We start from the raw sequence: 19,957 nt of genomic DNA on the forward strand, positions 1-19,957 counted from the left end.
TCTGCTTGATAGCTTTACTTTTTAATCTCAAAACCACTTTTTATAATATCAATTCCATATTTATTTCTTAATTTTTGCATTTGATTTGTCAAAGCTCTTTTTTTTGTATCATTTTCATATTCAAAAAGATTATAAGTATATTCATTTACCTTTGCAAAATTTGAAACTGTAATATTTAACTGAATAATTCCATGAGTTTTATGGTTATCTGTACTTTCAAAGAGTTTTACCATTTCATTTTTGAAGTCCATTTCATTAAAAATTCTATTTACATTTATATAGTTTTTTGATTTAACTTTATATTCATATCTTATTAAAATGGCATAGGTAAGTGGATTTACATTTGCTTTTTTTACTAAAAAGCATAGATATCTACAAAGTATCATTACTCTTCTTTTTAACTCAACTCTATCAAAAATAACATCAAAAGTTCGCCCTATTCCTATTGATTTTTTTTCTCGCTCTATGGTGAGTTTATTATCTCTAATTCCGCAAACACGATTGTATAAATCAATTCCTGGTTGTTTCCAAGAGTAAAAAAGTTTTTGATTTTTTTTAATATCTCCAAGGGTTTTAATTCCATAACCTTTTAGTCTTTCTTGAAAAGCTTTTCCAATACCTGGAAACTCTTTGATTGGAATATCTTTTATAAAATTTCCAATATTATCAACACTTACATATTTAACCCCATCTGGTTTTGCATATTCAGTTATTAGTTTTGAAAGATACTTTGTATTTGCAATTCCTATTGAAATGGGAAGTTTTAGCTCATCATATATTTTTTTCTTCAAATAATATGCAAAAGCTACCACTTCACTTTCATCTATATAACCACTTACATCTCCAAAAAATTCATCAATAGAAAATTGTTCAACAAGGGGTATTTCTTTTATTAAAAGTTCTTTTAATTTTGTTGATAATTCATGATACAAAGGATAGTTTGGTGGAAGCATTTTTAAGTGTGGACATAAAGTTAAAGCTTCATTTACACTCATAGCTGTTTTTACTCCAAAAGCTCTTGCTTCATATGATGATGTTGTTATTATCCCTCTTATTTTTCCATTTTCATCTACAAAATACTCTTTGAAAGTTTTTTGACCTTCATTGGTAAGAATTGTACTTACAAAGGCACCACTATTTTCTGAGATTTTTCTAATCTCTTTTTTTGATGAAAAAATATTAAGATTACTTCTTCCTCCAACCGCAACTGGAATATGAAACAAACTATCATCTATAGTTCTGTGAGCAGAAACAAAAAAGCAATCTAAATCTAAGTGAATGAACATAATGCCATTTTATACTATTTTTAATATGAACTGCCATTATATTTCATTTTGCAATATTTATTTTAAACTTTTATTTATCTTATTTTTAAGGTTTTTAAACTATTATATTAGATTATACTTTGTATAACTAAGGAGAGAAAAATGAAAAAACTAGGTCTACTATTATTATGTTTGAGTAGCTTGTCATTTGCTGCTGAATATGATCCTGTAAGGGGAGAAATGTTATCACTATCTTGTACTTCATGTCATGGAAGTGAAGGAAAATCTGAAGCTATTACACCATATATTGCTGGTATGGGTAAAACAAATATGTACCAAATTTTATTAGATTGAACCCTCTGAATAAAATCACTTTTACAACTTAATTCCAAGATTCAGTGTTTTCTTAAAATTTAAAATCTACTTTTTAAGATATTTTTTAATTTCTTTAATCTTTTAACTAAGTTTAGTCACTTTCCCCCTCTAGTAAATAGCTCAATATAGCTATATATTCCTATTTTCATACTATTCACACCTTTGTATCAGATTTGGCATTCGTCTTAAATTATAAGCGGCTGCTATTAGAAATACATGTTGACTATTTTTATGTAGTCCAAGATATTTAGTTTCTGTATATTTCATTAGTTTTTTAATAAAAGCAAATGGTAATTCAACCAGTGCTCTTACTTTTGAGAATTTAGTATTATTTTTTGATTGTTTAGTTCTTAGTTTAGATTGTCCTCTTACTCTTCTTTCAGTAATACCATTGAATATACCTTTTGAACGTAATGTTCTTTTTCTCTCTTGTGACATGTATCCACTATCAGCGAATACTGCTTTAGTCTCATCTTTTGTGAGAGTATCAAACTGTGTTGAGTCATGAGTCTTTGCTGTGGTTGTTATTACTTCTTTTATAATAGAGTTCGTATCAGTTGCAATATGTATTTTATAGCCATGATGCTTTCTTCCTCTTTTTGAAGTATAACTTGCATCTTCATCATTTGCTTTATTTGAAATAGTTTTACCATTCTCATCTTTTCTTTTTTTTGGTTCACTTGAGTGAATAAGTGTTGCATCTACAAGTGTTCCTTCATTAAGTATGAGATTATTTTTTATCATGCTATTTTTTACTTCTAGGAATATAGATTCTAGAAGATTGTTTTTTATTAATGCGTTTCTAAACTTACAGATAGTTGTCTCATCAGGAATAGTATCGTCTTCTTTAATATCAAGAAACTTTCTAAAAGATATACGGTCATGAATAAGTTCTTCTGTAAGAGGATCACTTAAACCATACCAGCTTTGTAAAAACAAAGCTCCAACTAGAATATTTACAGGAATTGATGGTCTTCCTTGTTTCCCCTTATTAGGTTTATAGATGCTTTTTTCGATTAGAAGTTTTTCAATTTGCTCAAAAGGTATAAGTTCTTTCATCTCTGAAAGAAATTTTGTACTCTTTTTACCACCTTTATACTCTAGTGCATAATCGAAAAAACTTGTTTGCATGATTCTTACCTCAGATATATAATTCTTTTTAGTATATCTATTTTATCAAATTACCTCTGAATTCTTATTGTTTATTCAGAGGGTTCGATTATAAAAGTGGTAAAAGAACTGAAACTATGATGCAAAAACATGCAAAAGGTTTTAGTGATGAAGAGTTAGAACAAATTGCTTACTACTTTTCAAATATTAAAAGATAGAAAGGATACAAGATGATGAATAGAAGAACTTTTAATAAAATACTTTTAGGAACAACAGCACTATCTTTTGTTACATGTGCAAGTATTGCAGATACGAAACTTCCTGCTAATAAAAAAAGAGTTGTAATTGTTGGAGGTGGATTTGGTGGTGCAACTGCTGCTAAATATCTAAAAAAATTTAGTCCTGATACTGAAGTTATTTTAATTGAACAAAATAAAGATTATTATACTTGTCCATTTAGTAATACAGTAATTGCAGGAATGAATAAAATTGATTATATAAAACATGACTATAAAACTTTAGAAGAAAAATACAAAATTATTGTAAGACATGAAAAAGTTGCAAAAGTTGACGGAACTATAAATAGTGTTATTTTAGAAAATGGAGAGATTATCCCTTATACTAAAGCTATTGTAGCACCTGGAATTGATTTTAAATATGATAAAGGTTATATTGAAGGCTCAGAAGCATATGCACCTCATGCATATAAAGCAGGAGAGCAAACTGTACTTTTAAGTGAGCAATTACAAAATATGAAAGATGGTGGAACATTTGTAATGGTAGCACCTAATAATCCATTTAGATGTCCTCCTGGACCTTATGAAAGAGTTTCTTTAGTTGCTCACTATTTAAAACATAATAAACCAAACTCTAAAATTATAATTCTGGACCAAAAAAACAAATTCTCTAAACAAGGATTATTCCAAGAGGGTTGGGAAAAACTTTATAAAGATATGATTGACTGGAGAAGCGTTGAATTTGGTGGAAAAGTTATCTCTGTAAATCCTAAAACAAAAGTTATAAAAACAGATGATGGTGATGTAATTGCTGATGTACTTAACTATATTCCAGAACAAAAAGCTGGAAAACTTGCATTTGATTCAGGACTTGTAGATGGTGATTGGTGTCCAATTAATACTAAAACATTTGAATCAAAACTGGTAAAAAATGTTTATGTAATTGGTGATGCATGTATTGCTGGTCCTATGCCAAAATCTGGATTCTCAGCAAACTCACAAGGGAAAATTGCAGCACTTCAAATTTCTAGGATTTTAGTAGATTTACCTCTTGTAAATCCTCCAAAACTTGCTAACACTTGTTATAGTTTAGTAGCTCCAAACTATGGTATTTCAGTTGCTGCTGTTTATGAAGCACATGATAATGAAATAGTTGATTTAAAAAGTTTAGGAGCAGGTGGATTAAGTCCTTCATATGCTGATGAAAGTATCAGAATGCAAGAAGCTGAATATGCTATTGGTTGGTATAAAAACCAAATGTCTGATATATTTAGATAAATTTAATTTGATAAATAAGACACTTTTGTGTCTTATTTACTTAGTTATATATTGAATAATTTGTTGTGGTGCTTCACCAATTTTTACAACATTTGGCTCTTCAATTAAATCTCTTTTATCTCTATTTAATCCAAAAGTAACTTCGTAATCTCCACTAGGACAAGAGATGATACTCTTAGCTTCACTTAATTTCAACTCTTTACAACCATCAAAACTATTATTTGAGGCTGCAAACAAAGTTGATGCAGCAATAATCAAAAATAATGATATTTTTTTCATATTAATACACTATTTATTTAAAGGATTGATTAACTCTTCAAACCATTTATTAGCGTCTTCAACTGTCTCAAATCTTTTTGATTTTGCAACTTGGTCTTTACCTTCGTAGAATCTTACTCTAATTCCATCTTCTACATGGTCAATTTTTGTTCTTGTGATTTTTGATAAGTTTAAATAAACTCTTTCATTTAATTTTACAAACATTTTCGTTCTCACTTTCTTTTGATTTTGTACATTTTACTTGAATTATCTTTAAATCCAACAAACACCTGAAAGATTTATATTTACAAAAATTTTATCTCCTGGAAGTAATGCTTGTTTTTTCATCTCTTCTCTAGTAATTTTACTATTAAAATTCATTCCACTAATAGAAAATTCTACTAATAAATGATTTTCATTTGTTTGTTGATAAATAGAGCAAACCGTTGCCACAAGAGTGTTTTCATTTTGCATTTCATCACAATCTTTTCTACAAATATCAATATGTTCAGTATTTATCATCATTACTGAATCTCTTTTCTTTGATTCACTATTTGCTATAGTTAATCTTTGACCATCTGAAAAAACTTTTACAAGATTTCCTTCTTTATTTTTTTCCCATGGAGCAAAAAGAAGATTTACACTACCATTTTCCACAAGATTTCCTTGAAATAATGCGATCCTTCTATCACAAATATGATTTAACCAATTATGATCGTGACTTGAAATAAAAATAGTTGTGTTGTATTTTTGTTTTGCAGTTAATATTGCTTCTTTTATAAGTTGTGCTGAATTTGTGTCAACACCCGCTGTTGGTTCATCTAAAATCAATACCTTTGGCTTTAAAATCAATCTTGCAGCAAGGGCCACTCTTTGGGATTCTCCACCTGAGAGTTGACTCCATTTTCTATTGGCAAAATTTGTATCTAATCCTACTAATTCTAATGCCTCATAAACTTTTTCTTTTAAGTTATCCGTATCATTTCTTAGTTTTAATCCATAAGCAATATTATCAAATACTGTTCTTTTTAAAAGATAAGGATTTTGAGGAACTATTACTATACTCTGTTTTGTTTCTAAATCAATTTTTTTATTGCAAATACCATTAAATGATATTTCGCCTTTTGTTGGTTTACAAATAAAAGAGAGTAATGAAAAAAGCGTAGATTTTCCACTACCATTAGGTCCAAAGAAACCAATAATTTGGTTTTCTTCTAAATATAGTGTATCAACACTAAGCACTTTTTTACCATCATAATATTGTTCAATATAATTCAGTTCATATAAGTTACTCATTGATTCCATTTCCTTTTTAATACAGATAAAGCAATATTAACCATCAAAGCAACTGCAAATAAAACTAAACCAAGTGCAATACCTGTTACAAACTCACCTTTACCCGTTTCAAGTGCGATTGCAGTTGTGATTGTTCTTGTATGGTATTTTATATTTCCACCAACCATCATAGAAATACCAACTTCTGTGATAATTCGTCCATAAGCAGTCATAGCAGCTGTCATAAGACCAAATCTTGCTTCTATTAGAGTTCCTATTAAAATTTGATAAGAATTTGCTCCTAAGCCTTTTAAAGAGGTATATAATCTCTTATCAACAGCTTCTACTTGGCTTGCAGTTAATGCAATAATAATAGGAAGACCTAAAACTATTTGACCCATTATTATGGCTTGTTGGGAAAAAAGTAAATTATACTCTCCCAAAGGTCCTACTTGGGAAAGCATTGTATATGCAATTAATCCAATTACAACCGTTGGCAAAGCTAAAAAGGTATCTACAATTGTTCGAATAATTGTTTTACCTGGAAATTGATAATATCCAAGTAAAAAACCCAAGGGTAGACCTATTATTAAACTAATCATTAATGATAATGAGGAAACTGTAACTGTTACACTAATTGCTGAGTAAACACTTTCGTTTCCTGACGTAAGAAGATCAATCGCTTCATTGAAGCCATCTGTAAAAAGATTCATTCTATAAACTAACCCTAACCCTTGGAATTTTTATTTATTTACTTGCGTTTGGTGTAAATAATGTTTTATCTAATAATTTAAAATCACCAATGAATTTTTGTGTTTCAGGTTTTATTAACCAATCACTAAAGCTTTGTGCTAATTCTAATTTTACATTTGGACATTTAGCTTTGTTAACTGGAATAACACTATATTGATTAAATAAAGTTTTATCTTTTTCAACAACAATTTTCATTTTATTATCAGCTCCTTTTTGAGCTTCATATTTAATCCATGTACCTCTATCTGTCATTGTATATCCATTTTTTTCAGCAGCCATATTAATAGTAGTTAGCATACCTTGACCTGTTTGAATATACCATAAATCAGTTTCTGGAATAACTTGTGAAGCATCTTTCCAAAGTGATAATTCTTTTTTATGCGTTCCTGAATCATCACCTCTTGATAAGAAGTTTGCTTTTGAATCTTTAATTATTTTTAAAGCTTCAACTGTACCTTTACCACTTACATGAGCAGGATCTGCAATTGGTCCAACAATAATAAAGTCATTGTACATAACTTCTTTTCTATCAATTCCAAAGCCACTTTCAACAAGTTTTTTTTCAGCAGCAGGTGCATGAACTAATAAAACATCAACATCACAATTTTCACCCATTTTAAGTGCTTTTCCTGTTCCTGTTGCTACCCATTTAAGATTAGTTCCTGTTTCTTTTTCAAACTGTGGTGCTAAATAATCTAATAATCCAGTGTCATCTGTGCTTGTTGTTGTTGCCATCATTAAAGAATCAGCTGATAAACTCATAGCTAATAGTGCAGATAGTCCTACTGATAATAAAGTTTTTCTAATCATTTTTTATTTCCCTTTTATTAATTAAATATATTTGTTTCTTGCGCTGTTGATTTGTTATTGAATTTAATAACATACACTTCTTGCCCCACATCAATAGATGATGTACTTTCTTTTGTTACAAGAATAGAATTACTCTCATATAAAGCTGTTATCATTCCTGATCCATATTTATTGTTTCTAGTGACTTTAAAACCTCCATTTTCAAGTTTACCAAGGACAATATTCACTCTCCCTGCTTTTGTTTTAAATTGCTCATGATTCATAGCAAAGGCTGTTTCATGATAAATATTTTCATTTCCTTGGATTTTATTTAAAATAGGAATTGCAAATAAATAAATATTAACCATTGCAGTTAGTGGATTTCCAGGAAGACAAATAACAAGAGTCTTGTCCATCTTTCCCATCATAATAGGACGACCAGGTTTTATATTTACTCCATGAAATGCTGTTTGTAAACCATTTTGTAAAAAAGCTTCTCCTACAAAGTCAGCATCTCCCATAGAAATACCTCCACTTGTAATAATTACATCATAATTTTTTAGATTTTTTATATAGTTTTTTGAGTCTTCAAGATTATCAGGAATTACTCCACAATAAGTTGCATCAAAACCTTTTTCTTTTAGTTGAGAAATTAAAGCAAATGAATTACAGTTATAAATTTCTTCCTCATCTGCTCTTTCCCATGGCTCTTTTATTTCATTTCCAGTTGATAAAACTGCAATTGAAATTTTTCTAAAAACTTCAATCATTACTAAACCTTGAGAAGCTAAAAGAGTAATATGAGATGAGTTTATTTCTTCACCTTTTCTAAATAATACATTGCCCTCTTTTTGCTCTTCTCCTTTTAGTCTTAAGTTTGCACCTTTTTTGATATCAGAGGGAATTTTTACTGTTTTTTCTGTCACATCAAAACAGTTTTCAATAGGAACAATAGTATCAACATCAGAAGGAACTTTAGCTCCTGTCATGATTTTATAACACTCATTTTTTAAAAGTGATTCTTTTACTTTTTCACCTTTATCACCTGCAAATATAGTTTTATTTATACTTAAAACTTTTCCTGCATCTTCAAATTTAACAGCAAATCCATCCATTGCAGAATTATTAAAAGAAGGTAGATTTTTTACACAAACTACATCCTTTGCAATTATTCTTCCTATTGCTTCACCAATAGAAATCATTTCTGTAAAAGTTGTAGCAATTGATAAATCCAAACTCTTTTTTACGGCATCCGTAAAATCTAAAAAATTCATTTTCTCAGCCATTTAATTTCCTTGATTCAAAACTTTTATTTGTTTATATTTTTTTGCAATAGTATTTACAATTTTTTCTATCTCTTTTTCTTCTAATTTCTGAGTAAAAGTTAAAGAAATAGAGTTTCTACTTGTAGTTTCATCATATCCCATAGCCTGAATAATTCTAGAAGGTCTTGAAAGTCCAAGAGAACAACCCTCACCATTTGTAATACAAATTTCATCTAAGGCAAGTGTTCGTATAAGCTCCCTTGCTTTTATATTTTTTAAAGCAAAATGAAGGCTATAAGGTAAAGTTTGTGAGTTATTAACAAAGAAATAAATATCTTCTTTTAATGCATCTTTTAATTTTTCTATAAAGATATCTTTTATTGATATTTCAAATCTTTGATTTTTTAAAGCTTCTAAAATATTAAAAAGAGCAATTCCATCTTTGTTTGAGATGGCTTGTTCTTCAAATAAATCTTCATTAAAAAGTATTAATCCATGAAAAGAATATCCTGTTAATTTATATGGGTCAAAATAAATTACATCAGAATTTTTATCAAAATGGGCACTGGCATTTGAAATAATTTTTGCATTTGTTGATTCTTTTATTTTTTCAAGAGGTGTTTGAACAAAAGTATCCATCACATAAGAAGATATGAAAATAAAATCTATATTTAAATCTTCTAATTTTTTGATATTTACATTTCCATCTTTTAATAAATCAATCCAAATTATTTCAAATCCCAACTCTTCGAAAAGCATTGCTGCATCTATCAAACTTTGTGTTTCACCAACACTTATTGCAATTTTTCCTTTTTTACTTAATTCTAATAATAAAGATAAAAAACCACTTTTAGAAAATGAAAAACTATTAATATTTTCAAATGAATATTTCTCTTTGAACTCTTTTTCAGTTTTGTTATACTCTTCATTATTACTTAGAATATTTAAAGACATATCATCTTTAATATGCAAATTTTGCATATTATTATATTGCAAAATATTAAGTTTATACATTTTTACTTTCCTTTACTATATCAGATTCCCTATCTAAAAAAAGTTCTTTGAACCTTTTTTGAGAATACTCTTTTATATCTTCATCAAGTGTTTTATAAAGTTTCATTAACTCTTTAGCTTTTAAAGTTAATTTACTTCCACTATCTTCTGCTCGACCTTTTTTTGTCAATACTAAATCATCTTCAATATACTCTTCAAGAATTTTTATATGAGACCATGCTTTTTTATAGTTCATTCCAACATTTTGTGCAGCTTTTGCTATTGAGCCTGTTTGATCTATTTGATTTAAAATCTCAGTTTTTCCGCTTCCAAAAATAAGATTTCTATTTTCATCTTCAATCCAAACTTTAACTTTTATTTCCATTTTTATGACCTTTTTTTTCTCTAAAACATCCTAATTGGCAATGAACTACTTCAATATCAGAGTTTTTAACAGTAGAACCTACTGTTCGTAGTGTTGAGTTTTGAGCTTCATCCCACAATACTTTACATTCTAAAGTTTTATGGCCCATATAGTTTTGTTTTAATTTATCATAAACATGAATATTTGGGTCTTGAAATTTTAATTTCCCAAAAACACCCAACTCACAATTTGTAATTTTTATACCTAAACTTTTTGTAATGGCACTCATCTCTTTTGGTTTTTTACCAATTAATCTGGCAACTTTAAAAGCTTTTAGACAAGAGAGTTTCCCCTCTTCATCTAAATTTGTCATAAGTAAATCTTTTTGAACTTTATCTAATTCTATTTTTAAATTATCATCAATACTAGACATCTATTCTTCCACCATGCGTATAAAGATTCATTTTTTTACCCCTTGCAAATCCAATAAGAGTAATTCCATGTTTATGTGCAGTTTGAACTCCTAAGTAAGTTGGCGCAGTTCTTGAAACTATTATTGGAACCCTATGCATAACAGCTTTTGTAACCATTTCTGAACTTAATCTTCCACTTACAAATAATATTGATTTTGTAGTATCAAGTCTTTGAAGTTTACATTTTCCAACTGCTTTATCAATAGCATTATGTCTTCCTATATCTTCAGCTGTTACTGTTGTTCCATCTAATAAATAAATCATTGCTTTATGAACACAACCTGTTAAATTATAAAGTTCACTTTCATGATAAAATATTTTAATTTCACTTGAAATAGTTTCGGGTTTAACTTTGAAAGCAGTTTGATTAAATGGTATTTCTAAACTTCCTTCAATATTTCCAGTGACTCCACCACCACATCCACTTACTAGTGTTTTTTCTTTATATAAGTTTTGTAGTGAATCTTCATCAATTTTTGCTTTTACATCTACTCTTAATCCATCTTCACTAACCGTTAGCTCTTCGATGTCATCAATAGATGATATTACATTTTCACTCATTAAAAAACCAATTGCATGTGCGTCTTGATCTTTTGGAATACACATCATTGATATGGCTTTCTCTCCGTTTAAAAAAAGGTTAAGACGTGACTCATCAATAGTCACGTCTTCAAATACAGTTGCTTCATTTTCTATAAGTTTGTCAATTATTACGGTTTTTAAATATTTGGCGTTGTCCATATCTTTCCTTTAATATGCAAAATTAGCATATTATAATATATAAAGAAAAGCAAAGAGCTCATAAAGAGCTATTTACTAATCTTTTTTTAATAAATTCTTATCCTCTTCTAAAACGTCGGGTCTTAATTGTTCTAGATACTCAAGAGGTAATTTTCCAGTTACAACTCCTGGGATGTAACCTTTTACAGATACAAAGTATGAATAAACTGTTTCAAAAGTAAAGAACGAAATAATCGCACTACCCATAAAATGTATAAACAAAATAAATCTTTTTATCTGTATAGTTTCAGCATGTGTTGCAGCATTTGGAAACATATACCAAATTACAAATCCACTAAGTACTAATAATGAACCAAAAGCAACATACATATAATAATTAATTCTATCCATATGCTTATACTTTCCTCTTAGGAAAATTTTATTCCATATTTTAGAACTTGGTCTTACGAAAAATTTGTGATCTTTAAAAGCAATTATAGTCATAATAAACCAAATTGGCATCCATCCAAGACCTACTATTTCATGTGTTGCTCTCATTAATCTTGCAATATATCCACCACCTGTCCAGTTTCCAAATGTAATTGAAAAACCTGTGATAAATAGATACATCATAATGATAATATTTAGTAAAATTACCAATCTTTGAAAGATTGAATAAATTTGAACCTTATCATTTTCCCTTGTAATTTTTGCTTGTTTTCTTCCTTTTGCTACAATAAACATAGTTAAGAATAAGAAGAATTCAACTGTAAATACTATTGGAAGTAAATGCTGTCTTTCTTCAAATGCTCTTATAACTTCTGGTGCAATTGCATCATATCTTGGTCCAAAAAGCCCTACTTCCATCTGTTGATAGTGAGTTAAGCTTTCAAATGGTACCACTTGACCTGTGAAATTACCTTGCAACATTTGTAATATAAACTTATAAACATAATTTATATCAGCAATTGATGCTAACCAGAAATACCAATATGTTAAAAGGATGAATAAAAAGCCTATAATTAAATAGGCCTTATATTCACTTAGAAAACTTTTATTTTCCATACGCTTTATCCCAACCATAAGGCATAGTTTGTACACCATGACCAAATGACATTACTCTTTCTCTATAGATATTTGAAATTGATTCAGCATCTCCAACTAGTAAAGCTTTTGTTGAACACATAGCAGCACATACAGGAACTTTTCCTTCTGCAATTCTATTTTGTCCATAAAGTTCTCTTTCATGTTCACTATTTGTTTCATCTGGACCACCTGCACACATTGTACATTTATCCATTACACCTTTAGTACCAAAAGCACCGTTAGCTGGGAACTGAGGAGCTCCAAATGGACAAGCATATAAACAATATGAACAACCAATACATTTATCTTTATCATGTAAAACAATACCATCTTGTCTGATATAAAAACAATCAACAGGACATACTTGTTCACAAGGTGCATCAGTACAATGCATACAAGCAACAGATAGAGAAAATTCCATCCCTTGCTTACCTTCATTTACTGTTACAACTTTTCTTCTAGAAATTTCAACAGGTAGTTCATGTGCCTCAGCACAAGCAACAGAACAACCATCACAATGAATACATCTGTGCTCATCGCAGTAAAATTTCATTCTGGCGAAATCTACATTATTATTACTCATGTTATTCTCCTACACTCTTGAAATCTGACATAATCCACCTTTTGTTTCAGGGATTTGAGTAACAATGTCATAACCGTAGTTAGTAACAGTATTTGCACTCTCACCTGTCGCATAAGGAGCAGTTCCATCAGGATATTTATGAAGTAAACTTTCACCTTCTAATACACCTGCAAAGTGAATTGGAATAAATATTCTATCAGGACTAACTGAATGAGAATAATGTGCTTTTACTTTAATTTTTGTTCCTTGAGGTGAATGAATCCACATCATAGAACCATCTCTAATACCATATCTTCCTGCTAAATCTGGATTAATATCACAGAACATTTCAGGTGTTAATTTTGCAAGATATTTACTAGCTCTATTTTCCATACCAGCACCATTCATATTTACAAGTCTTCCTGTAACTAAGTTAATTGGGAAATCTTTTGCCCAATCTTGTTTAGTTTGCTCAGAAATATATCTTGTATCAACTCTCCAGTGATCTGGTTTATCGGCAAAACTTGGATATTCTTTTACTAAATCACTTCTTGGTGAATGTAATGGTTCTCTATGTTTTGGAATAGTATCAGCCCAATCCCAAACTTTTGCTCTAGCTTTTGCATTTCCATAAGGCGCAATTCCAGCTTCCATACATTTTTCAGCAATAATATCTGACTTATCAACTTTCCAGTTTTTACCAATTTTTGCTTTTTCATCTTCTGTTAAAGTTATTCCTAAAACAGCTTCAATATTTTCAGCTGTGATTTCAGGGTATCCATCTTTGTTGTTTGAATCTTTTGGTGCACTACCTTTACCTGCAAGTAAATCCACACCATCTTTTTCAACACCAAATCTGTTTCTGAATCCCATTCCACCTTCTTTAACAGGTAAATTTATATTATATAAAACCGGGCTTCCAGAATGAGATGTTGTCCAACAAGGCCATGGTAAACCATAGTACTCACCAGTCATATCTCCATAACCTCTTAATGTTACTTCATCAAACATATGCCAATTGTCTGTATGTTTTTTCAATCTATCAGCTGTCCATCCAGTTAATCCAATAGTTTTGATGATTCTTGCAATTTCATTTGTTGCATCTTCAGGCCATGAGAAATCTTTCCCTTTACCCATTCCAGCAACTAATTCATCATAGAATCCTAATCTTTTAGCTAATTCAAACATAATGTCTTGGTCAGCCTTAGATTCATACATAGGTTTAATAATCTCATATCTCCATTGAGCAGATCTATTTGTAGCAGTTACTGAACCACTTGTTTCAAATTGAGTTGCTGCTGGTAAAATATAAACATCATTTTGTTTGTCTGTTAAAATTGCACCTTCATTAACAAATGGATCACAGAATACAGCAAGTTCTAGATTATCTAAGGCTTCTTTAACTTTTTTTGTTTGAGCAGTAGAAGTAATTCCATTACCCATTACAAATAAAGCTTTTAATTTTGTTCCTGCATTATGAATAGCATCTTCTCCAGGATTTTCACCTAAAACTCCAGCCCACCATCTAGCTAATGTAAATCCTTTTTTACCCATCCATGATGGATCTTTGAATCTACCTTGAAGCCAATTAAAATCTACTCCCCAAGATGATGCAAAATATTTCCAAGAACCTTCTACTAAACCATAATATCCAGGTAATGAATCAGCTAAACAACCAAAGTCTGTTGCCCCTTGAACATTATCATGACCTCTTAGAATATTAGTTCCACCACCTTCAACACCCATGTTTCCAAGAGCAAGTTGTAAGATTGGAGCCATTCTAGTATTTGATGTTCCATTTGTATGTTGCGTTAATCCCATTGCCCAAACTAATGTTCCGGGTTTTGCAGCTGCATATAATTTTGTAATTTGTAAAATTAAATCCGCTTTAACACCTGTAACGTCAGCCACTCTTTCAAGAGGCCAATTTTTAGCTTCAGCCATAATTTCATCCATACCAAAAACTCTATCATTAATAAAGTTTTTATCATGCCATCCATTTTCAAATATAATATTTAACATTCCATACATAAATGGAATATCTGTTCCTGGTCTAATTTGTGCATATAAATCTGCTTTTGCAGCAGTTTTTGTAAATCTAGGATCTATTACAATAATTTTTGAATTATTTCTTTCTTTTGCTTTTAAGAAATGTTGAAAACCAACTGGATGATTCACAGCAGGATTCGCTCCAAAAATTATAATCGCTTTAGAATTTTGAATATCTCCTAAAGAATTTGTCATAGCACCATAACCCCATGTATTTGCCACACCGGCAACTGTTGAGCTATGTCAAATTCTAGCTTGGTGATCTATATTATTAGTTCCAAACATTGCTGCAAATTTTCTATAATAATACGATTGTTCATTATTGAATTTTGCTGATCCTAAAAACATCGCTGAATCAGGTCCTGACGTTTTTCTTAAGTCTTCAAGTTTAGATGCAATTCCATCTAAAGCTTCATCCCAAGAAATTCTTTGCCATTGACCATTTTTCTTAACCATTGGATGTTTAAGTCTTACTTCTGATCTAACCATATCAATCATATCGGCACCTTTACAACAGTGACCTCCAAGAGATACAGGGTGATCTTGTGCAACTTCTTGTCTTACCCACACACCATTTTGAACTTCTGCTATTACACCACAACCAACAGAACAAGCAGTACAAATAGATTTAACCATTTTTGAACCTGGAAAAGGATTTTTAATCTCTTCAACAGTTGCTTGTCTAGTAGCAGTAGTGCTTGCAAAAGATGATGTAACTCCAAATGCAGTTGCAACTGCAGCCATTTTCATAAATGACCGTCGTCCTACTTTTGCATTTAGAGATTCATATGTATTTGCTGACATACTATCTCCCTTTTACTTATTTTGCAGTCTTGTAAAATTCTTCCCAAGCTGCAGTTTTTTTGTAAAGAATCTCTTTTTTTCTAGAGCTCCCTAAAACAACACCATTATTGCTATCACCTTGAACAGATGATTCACTACTATTAGCCAACACACTCGAACCACCAACAACTGCCGCTCCCGCAGCGACCATTGCAGCTTTTTTTGCAAATTCTCTTCTGCTTTCTTGCACGACTGACCTCCTTATAGAAATTGAGCCCCTAAAAGGCACTCTTAAAAACTTAAGGTTTTTAAAAGGCACTTTATTAAGAGACTTTATAAAAAAAGCAAAACTTTCTTTATAAAATCTCTAAAAAGGTTTTTACCTTTTTAGATTTCTGTTTCACCCACACTTACAATATCAATAGGACAAGCTTCTTCTTCTTTTGGTCCTAATGCTTTTAATGCTTTATTTCTCGCACGTCTAGCCATTTCTTCATCTGAAATAACATCACAAGTTTCTTCTTCTTTTTTTACTATTCGCTCTTTTTTAGGAGCTTTAGATACTTCTAAATATAATCTTTCAAAAGCAACAAATGAATGAAGAACTATCATTAACTCTTTATATATTTTAGAACTATTATGCTCAAATACATCTTTAGCAAACTCTTCAATAAATTCATTTAAAATTTCAGCAAAAATACAATGAACTGTATTTTCATAAACTTTTTCACCATTTGATATTTGATTTGTTAATTCTGCCATTAAAGAAAAAATAAACCCAACTGAATCTTCATACTCAAAATAGTTTTTTTCATCTCTTCTAATTTTTGTTTTAGCAACAAATTGAATCATCTCAACTCTTTTTTTACCTGACTCAACGCCTTCATCATAGAATGATGCTGTTTGTCTGATTTTTTTAGTTGTTGGATTATGAAATAAATCATCAAACTCTTTTAATAAAGCAACATTTGAACTAGGATCCAATAAGCTTGAAATATTTTCTAAAGCTTCACCTGAAAGTTCATCAAGAGGATTTTGTTTTAAAATATTTATTAATCTTAATAATTCAAAGTAGTTCTCACTCTTAGAACTCTCCACAAAGAAATTTGCAAAAAGGTTGTAGTATAAAGCTCTTGCTTTATTTATTGTTTGATTATCTTGCATTATTTTCTCCTTGATTTTTTTTATCAAAATAGCTTTGCATCATAATTTTTGGTTTACAATCAGCACAGCAATATAAACTTCTCTCTTTTACAGGATCAACAGAAAAAATTGGTCCCATCATAGCTGCTATTTTTTCAATAGCTTTAGTTGTAGCAAACTCTTTTCCGCATTCAACACAGGCAAAAAGCGTATCTTGTGCTAAAACACTGTCTTTAAACCAAGATGGTTGTAGTTCTATAATATCACGCTGTATTGTTAAACAATCTTTTTCAGGACATGAAATTTCACAGTAACCACATGAGGTACATAAACTTGGATTTAATCTTAATGTATTATCTTTAGCATCTGCAATTAATGCTCCAACATTACAAGATCCAACGCAAACTAGACATAAAGTACAAGTTGATTCATTTACAATTACTTTTCCATAATGTACATGTTCACCTGTTTTAACAATACCTAGATTATCTTCACCTATGAGTTTTTGAAGTCTATGTGAAAAAATCTCTCTTTTTTTAAGAGTGTCTTGATTAAAATTGAAATATGAATTTTCCACAAAAGAAACTTCTTCCAATGCAGTTTTTAATTCATCTTCATTCATAGCTACTAAAATTGCATCTTTTGAATATTTTTTTTGATAAATATCATTTACAATTCTAATTGCATCTTTTGAACCTTTTGATAAAAAGTCACTATAAAAGATAATTTGAGATCCTGACATTTGAAGAAGAGTTAAAAAAGAAGATTCATCTAAAAACTTTTCACCTTCAATTGCAAGAGGTAATACACCTTCTTTTAAAAATGATTCTAAATTTGTAATATTCATTTTTTCAGGAATAATTAAAGGGTGAGTCTCTTTATAAAATTTACTAACTTCATAGATAGATTCTCTATTCATAGGTGCATATTCTAAAGCACCACTTGGACATACAGAGATACAACCTCCGCAACCATGACAATCTATTTGTGAAAAAGTTAATGTTTTAGTTTTATCATCTTTAGTAATAGCCACCGTTGGACAAACTTCTTCACATTTACTACAAATAACTTCTCTTCTTCCATCATATTGGCAGATTGATTTATCATAAGTTGTGAATTTTTTATAAGAGTATGAATTTATATTTTCTTTTAAAGTTTGTATTACATCATCAACACTTGATAAATTTGGATCAAAAGTTCCGCTTTGATCTAATCCCATTTGTTTAGCATCAAACCAAACAATTTGAGAAACATTTAAAGTTACATCTTCTCCCTCATCATCAACAATTACTTGAAGATTTCCGATATGTCCTGATATTGATTTAATTATCTCTTCATTTATTGAAAAAAGTTCGAAATCATCTGATTTAATTTTTGATATAAATAGTTCATAATCTTCTGATTTACTTGTGATTAGCAGAAGTTCTTTTGAAACTTCACTTGAATATGAAATATCTTGAGCAAAATCGTATTTTGTCGCAGCAATTTCATAAAGTTTTAAAACATTTTTAATTTTATCTGATAGTGAATCTTGTGTATTTTTTATATAGAAATCTATTTCTTGTGCACTTAGTTCACAATTAATTTCTTTTGAGTTTGAAATTAAAAAACTTTTATCTTTTAGTTCTTCAATATTGTTTGTTACTAGTATCTGCTCACTGATGGGAAAATCTAGCCCCGAAGCATTATAATATATAAAATCTTGCATAAACTATGCCCTTTTTACTAAAAGTTATTTTATTTATTTTATATGTTTAAAAATTAAACAATACTTAAAAGTTAAAAAATATTTTACCTTTTTTGTTAAAACTGTTACTTTTGTATACTATCAATTTAAAGGGAACCTCTAAAAATACCTTTTAAAGCTCCCAACTTTTACTTTTTTTGATTTTTAAAAAATCTCAGCCCAATTCTAACTGAACTTTACTAAGAATTTTGTGGAAATCACCCTAATATTTTGGATATTTCATCCATTTCCCAACTCTTTTCATATCAATTTTACCTTTTGTAATCTAACCATCTGTTCGTATCTGACTAAGTTGTAGGTAAGGTTCGTAAGTCCTATTGTGGACTTTATCCTATCTATTCCAATTGAGAGAAGATTAAGTGCATTATGCATTTGAGTTGTAAGTGTTCCAAATATATGTTCAACTCTTACTCTTGTTTTAGAGTGTTTATAATTTTCTTTATGCTGGGCATTGGTTAAGGGTTTGTTTCTGTAGGCTCTTTTGATAACTTTTGATTTCACATTTTTACTTTCGAGATATTGCTCAGTCTCTTCAGATTTATAAGCACTATCAGCATAGAGGGTATTATCATCTCCATCTATCAAATCTTTAACCACTTGTGAATCATGGGTTGAAGCTGGCGTCACTTCATATTTAGTGATAATTTTAGTTTTCTGATCTGAGGCTACATGATCTTTATATCCATATTCTCTTTGACCTCCTTTTGTTGTCCATCTTGCATCACAATCTTTTTGAGCTTTTTTATTTGGATTGTCTTCAAAGCTTTGTGGCATTTTATCCTCTTTGATTTGTTTATTTTCATCTCTTGTATTTCTTTGTTTGGGTACATTTACAAATGAAGCATCAACGATTGTCCCCTCTTTGGCAACTATTCCATTTGAGATAAGTTTAGAGGTAAATAGTTCAAATAATTTTTTGGATAAACCTTTCTCTTTTAGTTGCTCTTTAAACAACCATATAGTCTTTTCATCTGGTACATCATCACCGATTTGCAATCCTAAAAAATCTAAAAATGATAATCTATCTTTGATCTGAAATTCTGTTTGTTCATCTGAAAGATTATAATATCGTTGAAGTATTAAAATTTTAAACATTAGCAATTTATCGTATGGCTTTCTTCCTGCATTTGACTTTCTATCCTCTTTTTCTAAAGCTGATTCAATTGTTTCTCTAAACATCTCCCAATCAATAATCTTGTTTAGTTTTTGTAGCGGTGGTTGATGTTTATTGATTTTTTCCAATTGAAATTCGTAGTCAAATAGTCCTGCCATTTTTTAACCTTTGTACCTATATTTATATAGATATTTTAGCTAAAAAGTCCTACAAAAAGCCTTACATAAAGGGTTTTGTCGCTTTATTGCAAAGTATACATCATCAGTGATTTTATGAATATTTTCAATTTTTATGAATATTGACTAATTTTTAGAGGTGC

General features: G+C 29.8%; 21 protein-coding genes. 2 read left to right on the forward strand and 19 right to left on the reverse strand.

Translation table 11 applies throughout. The features are described 5' to 3' along the window. Positions 1-14: 14 nt before the first annotated feature. Positions 15-1,286, reverse strand: coding sequence for a Y-family DNA polymerase (locus tag AACT_RS10040; RefSeq protein WP_172126675.1), 1,272 nt, complete (start codon positions 1,284-1,286; stop codon positions 15-17). 141 nt (positions 1,287-1,427) lie between these two features. Here AACT_RS10040 and AACT_RS10045 point away from each other — a divergent pair, with 141 nt between their 5' ends. Continuing rightward, entirely contained in the window at positions 1,428-1,619 is a 192-nt protein-coding gene (locus AACT_RS10045) for a c-type cytochrome (RefSeq protein WP_172126676.1), read from the forward strand. Between the two features lie 171 nt (positions 1,620-1,790). On the opposite strand, the gene AACT_RS10050 is transcribed toward AACT_RS10045, so the two are convergent. Next, positions 1,791-2,771 (reverse strand): IS5 family transposase, encoded by a 981-nt coding sequence (locus AACT_RS10050; protein WP_172126677.1) that lies wholly within the window; start codon positions 2,769-2,771, stop codon positions 1,791-1,793. Between the two features lie 209 nt (positions 2,772-2,980). On the opposite strand from AACT_RS10050, the gene AACT_RS10055 reads away from it, so the two are divergent. Beyond that, a complete protein-coding gene (locus tag AACT_RS10055) occupies positions 2,981-4,264 on the forward strand; it encodes an NAD(P)/FAD-dependent oxidoreductase (protein ID WP_172126678.1) in 1,284 nt (427 codons plus the stop codon). A gap of 36 nt (positions 4,265-4,300) precedes the next feature. Here the strand turns inward: AACT_RS10055 and AACT_RS10060 are convergent, their stop codons facing one another. From AACT_RS10060 to AACT_RS10140, 17 genes are all read right to left on the reverse strand, one after another. Continuing rightward, a complete protein-coding gene (locus tag AACT_RS10060; RefSeq protein WP_172126679.1) occupies positions 4,301-4,543 on the reverse strand; it encodes a hypothetical protein in 243 nt (80 codons plus the stop codon). A 9-nt stretch (positions 4,544-4,552) separates the two neighbouring features. Then, positions 4,553-4,747, reverse strand: coding sequence for a sodium-dependent tyrosine transporter (locus AACT_RS10065; protein WP_172126680.1), 195 nt, complete (start codon positions 4,745-4,747; stop codon positions 4,553-4,555). 48 nt (positions 4,748-4,795) lie between these two features. After that, positions 4,796-5,818: an energy-coupling factor ABC transporter ATP-binding protein gene (locus tag AACT_RS10070; RefSeq protein WP_172126681.1), complete on the reverse strand. Its 1,023-nt coding sequence runs from the start codon at positions 5,816-5,818 to the stop codon at positions 4,796-4,798. Further along, positions 5,815-6,510 carry an ABC transporter permease gene (locus tag AACT_RS10075; protein ID WP_172126682.1) on the reverse strand — a complete coding sequence of 232 codons (696 nt, stop codon included), beginning with the start codon at positions 6,508-6,510 and terminating at the stop codon, positions 5,815-5,817. The genes AACT_RS10070 and AACT_RS10075 overlap by 4 nt, the downstream gene beginning before the upstream one ends. A 34-nt stretch (positions 6,511-6,544) precedes the next feature. Beyond that, a complete protein-coding gene (locus tag AACT_RS10080; protein ID WP_172126683.1) occupies positions 6,545-7,360 on the reverse strand; it encodes an ABC transporter substrate-binding protein in 816 nt (271 codons plus the stop codon). A gap of 17 nt (positions 7,361-7,377) precedes the next feature. After that, on the reverse strand, positions 7,378-8,625 hold the full coding sequence (locus tag AACT_RS10085; protein WP_172126684.1) for a molybdopterin molybdotransferase MoeA: 1,248 nt from the start codon (positions 8,623-8,625) through the stop codon (positions 7,378-7,380). Beyond that, on the reverse strand, positions 8,626-9,618 hold the full coding sequence (locus AACT_RS10090; RefSeq protein WP_172126685.1) for a cysteine desulfurase: 993 nt from the start codon (positions 9,616-9,618) through the stop codon (positions 8,626-8,628). Further along, positions 9,611-9,982: a winged helix-turn-helix domain-containing protein gene (locus AACT_RS10095; protein WP_172126686.1), complete on the reverse strand. Its 372-nt coding sequence runs from the start codon at positions 9,980-9,982 to the stop codon at positions 9,611-9,613. Before AACT_RS10095 ends, AACT_RS10090 begins: the two co-directional genes overlap by 8 nt. Continuing rightward, positions 9,966-10,394: a ModE family transcriptional regulator gene (locus AACT_RS10100; RefSeq protein ID WP_228720474.1), complete on the reverse strand. Its 429-nt coding sequence runs from the start codon at positions 10,392-10,394 to the stop codon at positions 9,966-9,968. The genes AACT_RS10095 and AACT_RS10100 overlap by 17 nt, the downstream gene beginning before the upstream one ends. Beyond that, positions 10,387-11,175, reverse strand: coding sequence for a formate dehydrogenase accessory sulfurtransferase FdhD (gene fdhD / locus AACT_RS10105; protein WP_172126687.1), 789 nt, complete (start codon positions 11,173-11,175; stop codon positions 10,387-10,389). Before fdhD ends, AACT_RS10100 begins: the two co-directional genes overlap by 8 nt. A gap of 75 nt (positions 11,176-11,250) precedes the next feature. Beyond that, complete coding sequence (locus AACT_RS10110) at positions 11,251-12,219, reverse strand: cytochrome b/b6 domain-containing protein (RefSeq protein ID WP_228720475.1); 969 nt, start codon at positions 12,217-12,219, stop codon at positions 11,251-11,253. Then, positions 12,209-12,823: a formate dehydrogenase FDH3 subunit beta gene (gene fdh3B / locus AACT_RS10115; protein ID WP_172126688.1), complete on the reverse strand. Its 615-nt coding sequence runs from the start codon at positions 12,821-12,823 to the stop codon at positions 12,209-12,211. The genes AACT_RS10110 and fdh3B overlap by 11 nt, the downstream gene beginning before the upstream one ends. Positions 12,824-12,832: 9 nt before the next feature. Then, entirely contained in the window at positions 12,833-15,655 is a 2,823-nt protein-coding gene (locus tag AACT_RS10120) for a formate dehydrogenase subunit alpha (protein WP_172126689.1), read from the reverse strand. Between the two features lie 16 nt (positions 15,656-15,671). Next, complete coding sequence (locus AACT_RS10125; protein WP_172126690.1) at positions 15,672-15,884, reverse strand: Tat pathway signal protein; 213 nt, start codon at positions 15,882-15,884, stop codon at positions 15,672-15,674. 137 nt (positions 15,885-16,021) lie between these two features. After that, positions 16,022-16,798, reverse strand: coding sequence for a TorD/DmsD family molecular chaperone (locus tag AACT_RS10130; protein WP_172126691.1), 777 nt, complete (start codon positions 16,796-16,798; stop codon positions 16,022-16,024). Further along, complete coding sequence (locus AACT_RS10135) at positions 16,788-18,485, reverse strand: 4Fe-4S binding protein (RefSeq protein ID WP_172126692.1); 1,698 nt, start codon at positions 18,483-18,485, stop codon at positions 16,788-16,790. Before AACT_RS10135 ends, AACT_RS10130 begins: the two co-directional genes overlap by 11 nt. 279 nt (positions 18,486-18,764) lie before the next feature. Continuing rightward, positions 18,765-19,796, reverse strand: coding sequence for an IS5 family transposase (locus AACT_RS10140; RefSeq protein ID WP_172125441.1), 1,032 nt, complete (start codon positions 19,794-19,796; stop codon positions 18,765-18,767). Positions 19,797-19,957 lie beyond the last annotated feature (161 nt).

The sequence above is a fragment of the Arcobacter acticola genome, assembly GCF_013177675.1.
Taxonomy (GTDB): Bacteria; Campylobacterota; Campylobacteria; order Campylobacterales; family Arcobacteraceae; genus Aliarcobacter; species Aliarcobacter acticola.